The sequence below is a fragment of the Microbacterium sp. genome, from assembly GCF_051860965.1.
Lineage (GTDB): Bacteria > Actinomycetota > Actinomycetes > Actinomycetales > Microbacteriaceae > Microbacterium.
The window spans coordinates 177,137-191,559 of the sequence record NZ_JBIMKU010000007.1; the positions used below are offsets into that span (position 1 = coordinate 177,137).

18 protein-coding genes are annotated in these 14,423 nt (G+C 69.1%); 1 reads left to right on the forward strand and 17 read right to left on the reverse strand.

The genetic code is table 11. The features are described from left to right. The first annotated feature begins 90 nt into the window (after positions 1 to 90). A complete protein-coding gene (locus ACTIFV_RS14635; RefSeq protein ID WP_439593528.1) occupies positions 91 to 1,182 on the forward strand; it encodes an AAA family ATPase in 1,092 nt (363 codons plus the stop codon). Between the two features lie 40 nt (positions 1,183 to 1,222). Here ACTIFV_RS14635 and ACTIFV_RS14640 read toward each other — a convergent pair whose 3' ends face one another. From ACTIFV_RS14640 to ACTIFV_RS14720, 17 genes are all read right to left on the reverse strand, one after another. Beyond that, entirely contained in the window at positions 1,223 to 1,540 is a 318-nt protein-coding gene (locus ACTIFV_RS14640) for an HU family DNA-binding protein (RefSeq protein WP_439593529.1), read from the reverse strand. 196 nt (positions 1,541 to 1,736) lie between these two features. Next, positions 1,737 to 2,123: a flagellar assembly protein FliW gene (locus ACTIFV_RS14645; protein WP_439593530.1), complete on the reverse strand. Its 387-nt coding sequence runs from the start codon at positions 2,121 to 2,123 to the stop codon at positions 1,737 to 1,739. Continuing rightward, entirely contained in the window at positions 2,120 to 2,980 is an 861-nt protein-coding gene (locus tag ACTIFV_RS14650) for a flagellin N-terminal helical domain-containing protein (protein ID WP_439593531.1), read from the reverse strand. The genes ACTIFV_RS14645 and ACTIFV_RS14650 overlap by 4 nt, the downstream gene beginning before the upstream one ends. 43 nt (positions 2,981 to 3,023) lie before the next feature. After that, the gene (gene flgK, locus ACTIFV_RS14655; protein WP_439593532.1) at positions 3,024 to 4,430 is read right to left on the reverse strand and encodes a flagellar hook-associated protein FlgK; all 1,407 of its coding nucleotides are present in this window, start codon (positions 4,428 to 4,430) and stop codon (positions 3,024 to 3,026) included. 6 nt (positions 4,431 to 4,436) lie between these two features. Continuing rightward, positions 4,437 to 4,922: a flagellar export chaperone FlgN gene (gene flgN / locus ACTIFV_RS14660; protein WP_439593533.1), complete on the reverse strand. Its 486-nt coding sequence runs from the start codon at positions 4,920 to 4,922 to the stop codon at positions 4,437 to 4,439. 121 nt (positions 4,923 to 5,043) lie between these two features. Next, complete coding sequence (gene csrA, locus ACTIFV_RS14665) at positions 5,044 to 5,292, reverse strand: carbon storage regulator CsrA (protein ID WP_439593534.1); 249 nt, start codon at positions 5,290 to 5,292, stop codon at positions 5,044 to 5,046. Positions 5,293 to 5,387: 95 nt separating this feature from the next. Beyond that, positions 5,388 to 7,454 carry a flagellar biosynthesis protein FlhA gene (locus ACTIFV_RS14670; RefSeq protein WP_439593535.1) on the reverse strand — a complete coding sequence of 689 codons (2,067 nt, stop codon included), beginning with the start codon at positions 7,452 to 7,454 and terminating at the stop codon, positions 5,388 to 5,390. 41 nt (positions 7,455 to 7,495) lie between these two features. Continuing rightward, on the reverse strand, positions 7,496 to 8,599 hold the full coding sequence (locus tag ACTIFV_RS14675) for an EscU/YscU/HrcU family type III secretion system export apparatus switch protein (protein ID WP_439593536.1): 1,104 nt from the start codon (positions 8,597 to 8,599) through the stop codon (positions 7,496 to 7,498). After that, the gene (locus ACTIFV_RS14680; RefSeq protein WP_439593537.1) at positions 8,596 to 9,357 is read right to left on the reverse strand and encodes a flagellar biosynthetic protein FliR; all 762 of its coding nucleotides are present in this window, start codon (positions 9,355 to 9,357) and stop codon (positions 8,596 to 8,598) included. Before ACTIFV_RS14680 ends, ACTIFV_RS14675 begins: the two co-directional genes overlap by 4 nt. Further along, positions 9,357 to 9,632: a flagellar biosynthesis protein FliQ gene (fliQ, locus tag ACTIFV_RS14685; protein ID WP_439593538.1), complete on the reverse strand. Its 276-nt coding sequence runs from the start codon at positions 9,630 to 9,632 to the stop codon at positions 9,357 to 9,359. Before fliQ ends, ACTIFV_RS14680 begins: the two co-directional genes overlap by 1 nt. Beyond that, positions 9,629 to 10,456, reverse strand: coding sequence for a flagellar type III secretion system pore protein FliP (gene fliP, locus ACTIFV_RS14690; protein WP_439593539.1), 828 nt, complete (start codon positions 10,454 to 10,456; stop codon positions 9,629 to 9,631). Before fliP ends, fliQ begins: the two co-directional genes overlap by 4 nt. 118 nt (positions 10,457 to 10,574) lie before the next feature. Then, positions 10,575 to 10,961 (reverse strand): flagellar biosynthetic protein FliO, encoded by a 387-nt coding sequence (locus ACTIFV_RS14695; protein WP_439593540.1) that lies wholly within the window; start codon positions 10,959 to 10,961, stop codon positions 10,575 to 10,577. Positions 10,962 to 10,963: 2 nt separating this feature from the next. Further along, on the reverse strand, positions 10,964 to 11,623 hold the full coding sequence (locus ACTIFV_RS14700; RefSeq protein ID WP_439593541.1) for a FliM/FliN family flagellar motor switch protein: 660 nt from the start codon (positions 11,621 to 11,623) through the stop codon (positions 10,964 to 10,966). Continuing rightward, positions 11,623 to 12,558 carry a flagellar motor switch protein FliM gene (locus tag ACTIFV_RS14705; RefSeq protein ID WP_439593542.1) on the reverse strand — a complete coding sequence of 312 codons (936 nt, stop codon included), beginning with the start codon at positions 12,556 to 12,558 and terminating at the stop codon, positions 11,623 to 11,625. Before ACTIFV_RS14705 ends, ACTIFV_RS14700 begins: the two co-directional genes overlap by 1 nt. Before the next feature lie 6 nt (positions 12,559 to 12,564). Beyond that, the gene (locus ACTIFV_RS14710) at positions 12,565 to 13,368 is read right to left on the reverse strand and encodes an OmpA/MotB family protein (protein ID WP_439593543.1); all 804 of its coding nucleotides are present in this window, start codon (positions 13,366 to 13,368) and stop codon (positions 12,565 to 12,567) included. Positions 13,369 to 13,370: 2 nt separating this feature from the next. Beyond that, the gene (locus ACTIFV_RS14715) at positions 13,371 to 14,162 is read right to left on the reverse strand and encodes a motility protein A (protein WP_439593544.1); all 792 of its coding nucleotides are present in this window, start codon (positions 14,160 to 14,162) and stop codon (positions 13,371 to 13,373) included. 2 nt (positions 14,163 to 14,164) lie between these two features. Beyond that, positions 14,165 to 14,380 carry a flagellar FlbD family protein gene (locus tag ACTIFV_RS14720; RefSeq protein WP_439593545.1) on the reverse strand — a complete coding sequence of 72 codons (216 nt, stop codon included), beginning with the start codon at positions 14,378 to 14,380 and terminating at the stop codon, positions 14,165 to 14,167. Positions 14,381 to 14,423: the final 43 nt, after the last annotated feature.

Genomic DNA, 14,423 nt, shown 5'->3' on the forward strand with positions numbered 1-14,423 from the left:
CTGATCGCGCCCGGGGGAACGACCGATGTGCCACTACATTTGGGGCAACACCCGAGATGAGAGTTTCGTGAGAAATTCGAGAGAGTGGCTATGACGAGCACCTACGTGGAGACCGGCTCACGCATCCGTGTCTACGACTCCTCCGTCAAGACCCACGCGTCGCTCCCCCTGGGTACGTACCGCGTGGATTTCGACGCCAAGGAGGGCTTCAGCCTCCTGCGCGTCGACGATCTCAGCGTCGGCCGCGAGCAGATCTACGGGCACCGCGAGCGGAAGGTCCGCAAGATCTTCAGCTCGTACGAGCGCATCGAGCGCAGTCTCGGGGTGATGCTCTCGGGCGACAAGGGGCAGGGCAAGTCGCTGTTCCTGCGCATGGTCGCCGAAGAGGCCCTCGATCGGGGCATCCCGGTCATCCTCGTCACGGAGGACGCCGACGGCATCGCCGAGTTCCTCGACAGCCTCGAGGAGTGCGTCGTCGTCTTCGACGAGTTCGAGAAGGTCTTCTCGAACGGGCGCCACCCCCACCGCGGCGACCAGAACCGTCAGAACCAGTTCCTCTCCCTGTTCGACGGCATGTCGGCGGTGAAGCGCATCTACTGCGTCACCGTCAACGACGTCCAGGATGCGAGCCCGTACATCCTGAACCGGCCGGGCAGGTTCCACTACCACCTGCGATTCGGATATCCCGGCCCCGATGAGGTGCGCGAGTACCTCACGGATCAGGCGCCCGCCGCCCTCGCATCCGAAGTCGAGAGCGCCGCACTGTTCTCGCGCCGGGTGAACCTCAACTACGACCACCTCCGCGCGATCGCCTTCGAGCTCAACGATCCCACGGCGCTCTTCTCTGAGGTCGTCGAGGATCTCAACATCAAGGCGCTCGAGCCGAGTCTGTATCGCGTCGAGGCCAAGTTCGCCGATGGGAGCGGCCTCGCGGACGAGAGCGCCCTCAATCTCTTCGAGCGCGGTCACGACCCCCGGACACTGGAGCTGCGCAGCACGCAGCGGACGCTGGCGCTGTCGTTCCTGCCCCGGGATCTCGTGTTCGAGGACGACGGTTCCATCGGCGTCCCCATCCACAAGCTGCACGTGCTCGACGAGTTCGACGAGGTCCCCGACGAGCTGCCGGTCAGCGTGTCACTGAACCTCGTCGGACACAGCAGCTACGCCTACGAGACGTTCTGAGCGCGCCGGGCGGAGTCGTTCGGGCCGACGCGCACCAGGATCAGGACTCGAGGACCTGGACGCTGCGATTCACGGCGCGCGTCGCCGAGAACTTGAGCACCGTGTAGTCGTCGATCTGCGACGGCCCGTCGACGTCCGCGAAGCGCACGCGGTGACCCTTGTGCTCCTGAGGGTAGAACTTTCCGAAGCCCGTGAGAGTGACCTTGTTGCCCTTCGACACGAGCTCGATGAGCTCCTCGATGATCGCGTCGTAGACCTGCTGCGTCACGGGGAGCGGAAGACTCCCTCGGCGTGCGACCCGCTGCACGAATTCGCGCTTGCTCACGCGACCGGGCTCGAATCCTGTGATCGTGCTCATGACAGACGTCCCCAAACCGCCCGCGCGAAGCGAGCTCATCTCATGAGTCGCGGGTCGTACTCACCCAGTACCGCGACTCGTTCCCGACGCGCCGCCTGCCAGTCGGAGGCGCGTGCTCGTGTCAGACTACTCCTTCTCCGCTGATAAAGGTGCAGAACTTCGCATTCCGCTCGTATGCCAGCGAAACGACCCGTCGTCAGCGGCCCAGCAGCGCGCGTACGGGGTAGCTCTGGTCGTCGAAGATGATCTGCGCCGCGCGGCCGGTCCGGCTGTGCAGCAGGACGGGAGCGCGGAGATTGAGGTAGATGCCGTCGTCGGCGGGGTTGATCACGACGAAGACGCGGACGTCGGACTCGTCGGTCGCGTCGATCTCCGCCAGCATCCCGCGCGTGAGGCGCGGCCGATAGCCGTAGTCGCCGGACTGCGGGTCGAGCAGGAAGAGCCGCACGCTGCCGACCGCGGAATGCAGCGCATAGAGCCCGTCCGCCCCTTCGACGCGGTGCAGTGTGAACGCGGTGTGCGGAGCGAGCCCGGGCGGTGCCGTGGCGAAATCGACATCGACATCGACGGTGGTCATCGTCATCGCAGGAACTCCAGCAGATTGGTCTGCAGCGACCGTGCGGTCACCTGCAGCGCGGATTGGAAGACGAGCTCGGCGGACTGGAGCCGCACGAGCACCTCGAGGCTGTCGACGTCCTCGACATCGGCGCGGCGCGCCTCGAGGTCGACCGACACGGCGAGGTTCTGCGACATCGCCCTCTCGATCTGCGCCTGCTGTCCGCCGACGGCGCCCCGGGCGGCGATCATGCCGTCGAGACCGGCGTCGATGTCGGCCAGCCGCGATCCGACATCGGCGCCCGCGCGCAGGTCGGCGGCGATGCCCTCGAGCACTGCGAACACGCTCGTCGCCCCCACCCCGAAGGTCTGCGAACCGTCCACGTCGACGCGGACCGTCTGATTCTCGTTGATGCGCCGGTTCACGCTGCTTCCCGCCGTTCCGTTGAAGGCGAATGTGCCCGCCTCGAATGCCCTGCCCGTATCGCTCGTTCCGGCGAAGACGCTTCGGCCGAGCACCGTCGTGTTGGCCTGCGCGAGCAGACTCGCGCTGATGCTCTCGAGCTCGGCGGCGATGGAGTCCCTCGCAGCCTGGCTGACCGCGCCCGAGTTCGCGCCCTGCACCGTGAGATCGCGCGCGCGATTGAGCAGATCGACCGACGCGCCGAGCGCCGTGTCGACCGTCGTCACCCAGGCCATGCCGTCGCTGAGATTGCGGGCGTACTGCGCGACCCGCGCCTGCTCCCCGTGCATACCGAGCGCTGCGGTGGCCGCGGCGGGATCCTCGCTGGGGGTGCGGAAGACGCGCTGCGACGTGGCCTGGCTCTGCAGCCGGTCGCGATCCGCGAGGTTCGACTGCAGCGTGCGGAGAGTCTGCTCGGTCATGGTGCTGCTGGTGATCCGTCCGATCATGGTCGCTCCGAATCGGTCAGCGGCCGACGAGGCCGGTGCGGTTGATCAGGACGTCGAGCGCCTCGTCCATCGCCGTGAGGACGCGGGCGGCCGCCTGGTAGGCCGTCTGGAAGGTGAGGAGGTTGATCGTCTCCTCGTCGCCGTCCACCGAGGCGTTCGACTGCTGTGCGGAGACGGATGCCACGGCCGCCGTGTCGGCGATGTCGGCGCGCTGCCGGTCACCCGCGACCTGCACGCCGAATCCGGTGACGAAGGTGGACCACGACGCGCTCGGGCCGGTGGGCGATCCGCCGAGCGTCGAGATCGTGTCCGCGATCGTCGTGTCGAGCGGGCCCGCCCCCGGTGCGGCGAGCGCGAGGGTCTCGATGCCGGTCGGAACGATCCGCAGTCCGCGTGCGGGAGGTGCCGCGGGGTTCAGGTCGAAGAAGTCGCCCCCCGGGACTCCGTCGGGCCTGAACCCCGAGTTGTGGATGTCGTTGACGCTCTGCGCGAGCGCGGTCGCGACGTCGTTGTAGGCGGCCGCGGCCGAGGCGAGCGTGCCGCCCTCGGATGCGGGAGCGAGCACGCTGATCGTGCCTCCCAGCGCTCCGCCGACGGCGCTGATCGCGTCGCCCGGGCGATCGGCCCATGCGAGGGTCACCCGCCCGCCGTCGGAGACGTCCTGCGGTCCCGCGGCCACCAGCGAGCGCGCGCTGTCGGCGGTGACGAGGGCGTTCCCGTCGACTCGCAGGGTGAGCGTGCCGTCGCTCTCGACCCTGCCGGTGGCGCCGATGCCAGTCGCCAGCTGCTGAGCGATGACGTTCCGCTGATCGATCAGCTCGTTCGCCGAACGGCCCGACTGGAGAGCCTCGCGGATCTGGCCGTTGAGAAGGGCGACCTGCTGGGCGCCGGCGTTGACCTGGGCGACCTGTCGATCCACGTCGTCGCGCAGGTTCGACCACCGCGTGGCGACCGCGTCGTAGCCTGCGCCGATCTGTCCGACCAGCACCTGTGCATTGCTGAGCACCACTCGGGCGGTCGCCGCGTCGGGATTGTTCGCCAGGTCCGACCACCCCGCCCAGAAGCGGTCGAGGTTCGCCGCGAGCCCGTCGGAGGTCGGTTCGGCCATCGCGGCCTCGGTCTGGATGGATGCCGTTGCCCTCGCACTCCAGAACCCGGACGTCGACAGCGCATCGCGCACACGTGCGTCGAGCACCTGGTCACCGAGACGTGCGATGCCCGTCACGCTCACCCCTTCGCCGACGAGGAGCGTCGACGGCCACAGGCTCGTCTGCCCCGGCGCCGAGACGGGAACCTGATCGACCCGCTGGCGCGTGTAGCCCGCCGTCGCCTGGTTGGCGATGTTCTGCCCGGTGACGTCCATCCCCGCGCGTGCGGCGACGAGGCCGGACTGGGCCAGGCGGATCCCCGAGAAGGTCGACACGGCCGGTCACACCCTCGTGTCCAGGAGCACGGATCCGCCGCCTCCTCGGACGACGTCGCCGGCCTGGTCGTACTCACCGGTCGCTACGCCGAGGCCGGCGATCGTCTCCTGGGTGACGCGCACGGCGGTGCGCAGACGCTGCTCGTTGAGCTTCTTCAGCTCGCCGATCTCGGTCGCGAGATCGATCATGGCGGTGAGATGCCCGGTCATGACTTCGCGCCAGGCGTCGGTCGGAGCGGCGTCGATGAGCTCCTTCAGCGTCTTCGCCTCGGGCGCCCCCCACTCGGACCCCACCGAGACCACCAGCGTGTCGCGGGTCAGCGCGAGTGCGGGCATCGCCGCGATCACTCGTTCGATCTCCTTGGCGGTCTGCGGGATCCATCGCGTGCGGCCCGTCGCCAGGAGCATCTGCTGCACGTCGAGCTTGAAGAGCAGCAGCTCGAGCATCTCGCGCTCGCGCATGAGATGCATGCTCAGGTCATGAGCGGCCACGTCGTTCACCTCGTCGTCATCGAAGTCTTCTCGGCGGGTTCTTCCGCCTCGAGGACGACTATCGCGACAGGACGGGGGCCTCGTAACCGCGGTGGCCGCCATCCGGCGGGCGACAGAGCCCTCAGGTGGTGCCGGCGCGGGTTCCGATCGCCTTCAGCAGTGCGCCCGCGGCCGCGTCGTCGGACGAGGACTGCACTGCCTGCTGGTTCTCGTCACCGACCGCCACGACGATCTCCGCACGGTTGATGCGCTTGTCCTGCGGCGCATCGACGCCGATGCGGACGCCGCCCGGGGTCACCCCCAGGATCGTGACGGTGATGTCGTCGCCGATGAGGATGCTCTCGTTCGCGCGTCGCGTGAGTACCAGCATGTGTCGTGATCCGCCTTCCGTGGCGTGTGCGCCTGCGCGCTCGTCCTGGCATCAGGGTAGCGCACATGTCCTCGTAAACGAGAGGAAAATTCGCATCAGCCCGCGCTGCCGGGCAGAGCGGGCTGCGTCAGTCGGATGACCCCTACGACGTCGGTCGCCAGTCCTCCGGCGGCCGCCTCGTCATAGGACAGCACCGGCAGCCCTCCCGCCTGAGCGGACAGCAGCCTGCGCACGGCCGCACGCAGCGACCCCGCGCAGACGAGCACGGGTTCGGGTCCTGCGTGGTCGAGCTCGCCGACGACGCGACGCGCGGCATCCAGCACATTCATCGTCGCGTCGGGGGGCAGCACGATCTGCGGGTGACCGTCGACGATCCGCATCCCCTCGAGCATCTGCTGCTCGAGCACCGGATCGAGCATCACGACGCGCAGACGTCCGTCCTGGGCGAACCGCGCCGACACGGCCGGCCCGAGGGCAGCGCGTGCGGCGTCGACGAGCGTCGGGATCTCGGTCGTCGCCTTCCCCCGCAGTGCCAGTGCCTCGTAGATGCGCGCGAGGTCGACGATGGGCACGCGCTCGGCCAGCAGGCCCGCCAGCACCCGCTGGATGCCCGCGAGCGACATGACGGCCGGCGTGAGCTCCTCGACGGTGGTGGGATGCGTCTGCTTGAGGTGCTCCGTCAGCTGCCGCACGTCCTCGAGCGAGAGCAGTCGGTCCGCCTGCGCCTGCACGATGTCCGACAGGTGGGTGATGATGACGCTCGCGCGATCGATCACCGTCGCGCCGGCCATGTCCGCCGCGTGCGAGAGCTCGGCGCGCACCCACTTGCCCTCGAGGCCGAACACCGGGTCCACGACGCGCGATCCCGGGATCTGGTCGAGATCGGATCCGATGGCGAGCACGTGACCGCGCGGCACCGTCCCCCGGCCGCATTCGACGCCCGCGATGAGGATCGCGTAGGTCTCCGACGGGAGCTCGATGTTGTCGCGCGTGCGCACCGGCGGCATCATGACGCCGAGCTCGAGCGCGAGTTTGCGCCGTAGTGATCTGACGCGGGTGAGCAGGTCGCCCGGCCCTCCGGCTGCGAGATCGACGATGTCGGGCGACAGCGAGATCTCGAGCGCGTGGACCCGCATCCGGTCCATCAGCTCCTCGGGACCCTCGGCCGAGGCGTCCGTCGCATCCTGAGCCTGGGCGTCCGCCTCGACGGCGGCCTCGCGCGCCTGACGCGCCTTGACGCGCGATGCCGCGAACAGCAGCAGCCCGCCGATCACGACGAACGCGAGGATCGGCATGCCGGGGATGAGCCCCATCGCCAGGGCGGCGAGCCCCGTGATCATCAGCGCGTTGCGCGACTGCATGAGCTGTCGCGCGGCCGACTGCCCGATCTCGGCCTCGGCGTTCTCGCGGGTGACGATCATGCCGGTCGCGACCGCCATCAGCAGCGCAGGGATCTGAGTGACCAGACCGTCGCCGATCGTGAGCACGCTGTAGGTCTGCAGCGCTTCGGCGGCATCCATCCCGTGCTGGATCATGCCGATGACGATCCCGCCGACGAAGTTGATGACGACGATGACGATGCCGGCGATCGCATCGCCCTTGACGAACTTCGAGGCGCCGTCCATCGCGCCGTAGAAGTCCGCTTCGGCGGCGACCTCGGCGCGGCGGCTGCGCGCCTCGTTCTCGGTGATGAGTCCCGCGTTCAGATCGGCGTCGATGGCCATCTGCTTGCCGGGCATGGCGTCGAGCGTGAAGCGCGCCCCGACCTCGGCCACGCGCTCGGCGCCCTTGGTGACGACGACGAACTGGATGACGGTGAGGATGAGGAAGATCACGGCGCCGATGACGAGCGATCCGCTGATCGTGATCTCGCCGAACGCCTCGATCACCGCGCCCGCGTGCGCTTCGCTGAGGATGAGCCTCGTCGAGGCGACGTTGAGTCCGAGTCGGAAGAGCGTGGCCACGAGCAGCAGGCTGGGGAAGACCGAGAAGTCGAGGGGCTTCCTCGCGAACATCGCCGTGAGCAGGATGAGCAGGGCGAACGCGATGTTCAGCACGATCAGCACATCGAGCAGCGGAGTGGGGATGGGGACGATCAGCAGGAGGATGATCCCCACGACGCCGACGGGGACGGCGCCCTTCGACAACACCTGGCTAAGCATGTGCACCGCCTTCTCTCTCGTCTTCGGTCATCGCCGCGTCCTCACAGTCCGCCGGTGCGGGAGCCCGGCGACGGCATCGTGTGCATCCCGCGCGGAGACCCGCGTCGCTTGAGGTGCTCCACGAACGCCAGAACCTGGGCGACGGCGAGGTACAGCTCCTCCGGGATCTCGCGCCCGATGTCGCAGGCGGCGTGGAGGGCGCGGGCGAGCGGGATGTCGCGGACCATGGGAACCCCCGACTCCTCGGCCTTCTCGCGGATCTTCTGCGCGACGACGCCGGCGCCCTTGGCGACGACGCGGGGCGCGGACTTGCCGGGCTCGTAGCGCAGGGCGACGGCCACGTGGGTGGGATTGACGAGGACGACATCGCTGTCGCCGACGGCGGCGATGAGACGGTTCCGGCTCATCGCGAGCTGCCGGGAACGGCGCTGAGACCGGATGAGGGGATCCCCCTCGGTCTTCTTGTGCTCGTCCTTGGCTTCCTTCTTCGTCATGTGCGTGTGCTTGCGGTTGCGCCGCAGCACGACGACGACGTCGAGCGCCGCGAGCGCGATGCCGACCACGATGGCCACCTGCAGCAGCGAGGCGACCCCGCCGGCGGCCTGCTCGATCAGCCACGCGATGCTGTGCCGGCCGCTGTCCATGAGGATCGGGACGAGTCCCGAGACCACGATCCACAGGGCCGCTCCGATCGCGAGGGTCTTCAGGAGAGCCTTGGCGCCCTCCCACAGCGCCTGACGGCCGAGCACGCGCTTGAGTCCCGCGATCACGTCGAAGTGCTCGAATCGCATCGGAACGCCGCGAAGATGGATGCCGCCCTGCGCCGCGGCCGTGGCCGTCGTGGCGAGCAGGACGACGAGCAGCATCGGCGTGAGGATGCCGCCGATCGACGCGAGCGCGGAGCCCATGGCATCCATCGCCGCCGCGGGGGCGGGTCGCGCCGCGACGGCAGCCACATCGAGGAACTGCTCGGTGAGGACCTGCGTGGCGGAGATGATCGTGGGGGGCGTCATGACCGCGGCCGAGCCGATGCACACCCACGCCGTGAAGTCCTGGCTGCGCCCGATCTGACCCTTGTTCCGCGCCTCCTTCAGCCGGCGCTCGGTGGTCCGCTCCGTCCGCTCCCCGCTGTCGGCATCGCTCATCGCGTCACCTCCATCAGCGTCAGCGCGGCCGTCTGCGCGAGCGCGGCCACGACGCTCGGCAGGGCCATGTACACGAAGCCGACCAGCAGGAGCGTGAGGCCGATCTTTATCGGGAAGCCCATCGCGAAGGCGTTCAGCGCGGGGGCGACGCGGGTCACGAGTCCCAGACCGACATCGGCGAGGAAGAGCACGATCAGCAGGGGTCCCGCGATCTGGACGGCGCTGAGCATCATCTGGCCGATCGCCGCGACCATCGCCTCGGCGGGGCGGCCGAGGTCGATCATGCCGGTGACGGGAACGGCATCGAAGGAGCGGAACAGGCCGCCGAGCACCAGCTGATACCCGTCCGACGCGAACAGCAGAACGATCGCCGTCATCTGGAACAGCCGGGTGAACTGCGCGCCGTTGATCGCCATCCCGGGATCGAACGCCTGCGCGAGCTGGAACCCGCCGAAGGTGTCGATGAGATAGCCGGAGCTCTGGATCGCGCTGAAGATCAGCAGCACGAGGAACCCGAGCAGGGCTCCCGTGATCGCCTGCCCCGCGAGGGCGAGGAGGAACGCGCCGGTGTCGAGCCGCTCGTAGCCGGCGGCCGCGACCGGCGACACGGCCAGCCCCAGGCCGACGCCGAGCATCGCACGGATCCGCATGGGGATTGCGGTGTGGCTGAAGGGCGGGGCGAACACCAGGAACGCCGTGATCCGCACGCACGCGAGAGAGGTGGCCTCGAGCCAGGTGAAGTCGATGGGGATGTTCATCAGCCGCCGCCGAGGAGCGAGGGGATCCGCGCGAAGATCTCGTTCGTGAAGGCGATCATCTCGGCGATCATCCACTGCCCGCACACGAGCAGCGCGATGCCGACCGCGATGAGCTTCGGCACGAACGAGATCGTCATCTCCTGCACCTGCGTGATCGACTGGAGCAGCGAGATGGCGAACCCCACCACGAGGGCCGTGATGAGCAGGGGCGCGCAGAGCTTCGCCGAGACCAGGAGTGCCGCCAGCCCGATGTCGATGACGGATTCGGGGCTCATCCGACATCTCCGTATGACTGCAGCAAGGCCGTGATGACCAGGCCCCAGCCGTCGACGAGCAGGAAGAGCAGGATCTTGAAGGGCAGCGAGATCATCACCGGCGGGAGCATCATCATGCCCATCGACATCAGCGCGCTGGCCACGACGAGGTCGATGACCAGGAACGGCACGAAGACGATGAACCCGATGAGGAAGGCGGCCTTCAGCTCGCTGATCATGAAGGCCGGCACGAGTGTGTAGAGAGGGATGCCGGCAGGGTCGACCGGATTGTCCAGCTGCGCGGCCCGGTACATGAGCGCGATGTCCTCTTCGCGGGTGTAGCCCAGCATCCATTCCTTCAACGGCACCTGCGCGAGGTCGAAGGCCTGGCCGAAGTCGATCCGGCCGTCGGTGAAGGGGACGACCGCGATCGTGTTGATGTCCATCAGCACGGGCCACATGATGAAGAGCGTGAGGAAGAGGCTCAGGCCCGCAAGAACCTGATTCGGCGGGATCGAGGGCAGCGAGAGCGCGTTGCGGGTGAGGGCGAGCACCACGAAGATCTTCGTGAAGCTGCTCATCATGAGCAGGAGTGCGGGTGCCACGCTGAGCACCGTGATGCCCAGCAGCGTCATGATGCTGTCGGACGGCGTGCCGTTGATGCCGTTGATCGTCACGCCGCCGGTGCCGTCCGGGGCGGGGGCCGTCGCGGCGTGGGCGGCGGTGTCGCCGAGGACGACGAGGATCACGGCGACCGCGAGGGAGACGCCGATGATCGCTCCCCGGCGGCGGGCCGGGCGCGCGTCACGCGGTCGCGTCGCGGCAGCGGGAGCGGATCCAGGCACGTCGGCACTCCGAAGAAGGGTGTCGTGGCCGATCCGTAGCCAGGGAGGAAGAGCGATCCGTGCTCATGGCCGACTATCGCGACGGCCGCGCTCGCCGGTAACCCCCGCGGGCCGTCCGTCAGGCGACGGACTTCAGCGGGCTCTCGCCCGCATCCGCGTCCCACGAGGCCGACGGCTCCTGCGTGTCCACCACGCTGATGCCGTGCTCCGTCACGCCCAGGACGTACCGGATGCCCCCGAACTCCGCCACGACCAGCTGGGCCTTGCCGCCCAGTCCCGACCGCGCGACGACCGTGATCCTCTCCGGCCGGCTCGCCGGTGACGCCACCCGCGCGGGGCGGGCGGGGATGAGAGCCGTGAGCCGCGCGAGCGGCCGCGGAAGCGCCCGACCCGGGCGGGAGTCCCCCGTCTGCCTCTTCTTGAGGCGGTGCGTCACCCACAGCAGCACACCCAGCACGGCTGCGAGCGACACGATCGCCCGCACGGCGATGAGCAGGTCGTCCATGCTCAGACGCTCTCGGCGCCGTCGAGGATGCGCTCGACGCGCACGGCGAAGTCGCCGTCCGCCACGACGACCGTGCCGTAGCCGATGAGACGGCCGTTCAGCTTGATGTCGGCCGGCGACCCCGCGGCCCGGTCGAGTTCGACGACCCGTCCGGGCTCGAGCGACAGGACGTCGCGCACGGGCATCCGCGTCCGGCCGATCTCGACGACCAGCTCCATCTCGACTCCGGCGATCCTGCTCAGCCGCTGCGGTGACGACGTCCGTCCGCCGGCATCCTCGTCGTCGATGCGAACGGCCGTCCGCGCGACGAGGGTGCCGTCGATGCCGACGACGTCGAAGACCTCGGTCCCCGCCGCCGTGAACACCTCGGCGGCGTCCACTTCGTGGCCATCGCCGAGCGCGCCGGCGCCGAGCACGGCCACGGCGGCCTCGAACACCGGGTGCAGTCGGTCGACGAGCGCAGCCTTCGCCGAGCCGTCCTGGAGCTGAGCGGGGTCGAGCACCTGGACCGCGATCAGCGCACCCGTCGCTCCCGTGAAGGTGAACGCCAGGGCGGTGCCCTCGGCGCCGGGGTCGGTCGTCGGGTTCGACACGACGGGGTGGCCGAAGGGCAGTCTGCCGGCGATCGCGGCGGCGACGGCGGTCGCGTGGAAGGTGCTCATCAGGGGGTCTCCTCGTGGATGTCGGTGATCGTGCAGGCGAGCCGCGAACCCCGCGCGCCGGTGGTGGCGCGGGCGATCGGCGTCGTGCCGACCACCAGTTCGAAGGGCTTCGTCTCGGGATGGGGCAGGCGAAGGAGGTCGCCGGGTGCGAGGTCGAGGATCTCACCGGCGCCGATCGGGAGGGGAGCGAGCCGCAGCGTGACATCCATCGGAGCTGCCCGCACCTGGTCGAGGGTGCGTCCGGCGGCGTGTCCCGGCACCGCCCCGCGGCCCGTCTCGGCGAGGCGATCGACCACCGTCGAAGCGGGGAGCATGACCGTGGCGGTCGACTGGACGTCGCCGAGGTTCATCGTGTACCGCGCGACGATCACCGCGGCGGCGCCCGAGATCACCTGCAGGTACTGCGGGTTGTAGTGCACGGCGCCGAAGACCGGCTCGCCCGGGAGCATCGGGCCGAGGCTCGCCGAGAGATGCTCGAAGGTGCCGTCCATCAGGTGCTTCACGAGCGAGAGCTCGATCGGGGTGAAGGTCCGCGCCTCGGGCAGCGAGATGCTCTTGCCACCCATCATCTGCACCACCCACAGCAGCGCGCTGTCGAGGCCGAACTGCACGACGCAGGGCTCCTCGCGATCGGCGAACGACCCCGTCACCATCGCCGTCGTCCCCGGCAGACTCCCGGCGTACTCCTCGTACGACACCAGCTCGACGCCCTCGAGCGCCAGATGCGCGCGCACGCGGATCTTCGCCGTCAGCTGTGCCGACCACAGCCGTGCGAACGACTCGAACGCCGCCTCGAGCTGACGCGTGCTCTCGCGGTCGAGCTGCACGGGGCGCCGGAAGTCGTAGGCGGGGTACAGCCCGCTGGAGTCGTCGAGCACGGGAGGGTCGAGCACGGGGGCTTCGAGCATCGGGGTCTCCTCGGAGATGGGGGGCATGGGAGGTCAGGGAGTGTGCGAGGCGGCGAGGGCGGGGATGAGCGCGCGGACCTGCTCCTCCTCATTCGATTCGACGACGATGTCGACACGGCGGTTGCTCGCGAGCGCCTCCGGGGTGTCGCCCTGCACGAGGGGACGGGTGTCGGAGAATCCGGTCGCCTTCACCCGGAAGCCCGCCACACCCTCGTGCTCGACGAGGAACCTCGCCACCTGCGTGGAGCGTCCGCTGGAGAGCTCCCAGTTGGTCGGGAACGGCGCGGCGGGAACGCGGTGATCGGCGTGCCCCTCCACGCTCACCTGATTGTCGACGCTCACGAGCACGTCGCCGACGATGTCGAGCACGGCGTCGGTGACGCCCGAGAGCTGCGTGCTGTTGTCGGCGAAGAAGGTCTCGGCGCCGATCAGCCCGATCTTGAGGCCGCGATCGTCGATGACGAACTCGACCGTCTGCTCGAGACCCTGTGCCGCCAGCGCCTGCCGCATCCGCTCGCGGAGCTCTTCGAGCGACTCGTACTCGACGGCGGCCCGGGCGGTGAGGTCCTCCGTGCCCTCCGCGGAGACGAGATCCGGCGGGATGACGAGCCCCTCGGTCGTGTCGGCGCCGCCCTCGGTGGGCTCCTTGCCGAACCCTTCCGCGAGGCTGTTCGCGAGCTGTTCGAACTTGCCGGCATCGACGCTGGACATCGCGAACAGCACGATGAAGAGACACATCAGCACGGTGACCATGTCGGCGTACGAGACGGCCCACCGCTCGTCGGGCTCGTCGTGTCCGTCTTCTTCATGCCCCCGGCCGCCCGCGCGGCGAGCCATGCTCACGATGCTCCCTCTACGGCATCCTTCTTCGCGCCCTTGATCTTCCCCTTCTCACCCGACAGCGCCCGCAGGCGCTCCTCGACGAGCTGCGGACCGGCGCCGGCGTGGATGGCGAGCATCCCCTCGCTGACGAGGGTCATCCGCTCGATCTCGACGGCGCCGATGCGACTGAGGCGCCCGGCGATCGGGTTCCAGATGAAGTTGGCCGACAGCAGACCCCAGAGGGTCGCCACGAATGCCGCGGCGATCATGTGGCCGAGGTGGTCGGGTTCGTCGAGGTTCTCGAGCACGTGCGTGAGCGAGACGACCGTGCCGACGATGCCGATCGTGGGCGCGTAGCCGCCGAGCGACGAGTAGAACTTCGCAGCGACCTTGTTGCGGGTGGCGGCCGACGCGATCTCGTCCTCCATGACGTCGCGCAGGTCCTCGGCGTCCGTGCCGTCGGCGAGCGCCTGCAGCGCATTGCGCGTGAAGTCGTCGGGCGCGTCGTCGAGCTCCTGCTCGAGCGACAGGAGGCCTTCGCTGCGCGCACGTTCGGCATAGCCGACGAGGAAGGGGATGACGGCCGCCGGCGTCTTCTTCGGCCCGCGCACCATCCGGCCGAGGCTCTTGACCGCGAGGATCGTGTCGCGGATCGTGTGGCTGGCGATGCCGACGCCGATCGTCGAGCCCAGGACGAGGATCATCGGCGCCGGGAGGAGGAGCGCGTCGACGCTCGCACCCTCCATCGTGATCATCGCGTACAGCGCACCGAACGCGAGGATCAGGCCGATGATGAACGAGGGATCCACGCTCAGGACTCCGGGTAGGACGTGAGGGCGTGCGCGGCGGCGAGGACGCGCGCACGGTAGGCGACGATGAGGGCCGTCAGCTCGTCGAGGCTCTCCTCGATGACGTAGACGTGCCCGTCGACCATGTGCATCGTCGTGTCGGGAGCGGCATAGACGCGCTCGACGAGATCAGGGTTGACCGCGAACCTCGTGTGGTCGAGGCGGGTGACGGTGATCATCGGGGGGCGCTCCGTGATGTCGAAGGAAGGGTTGCGGGCGGGC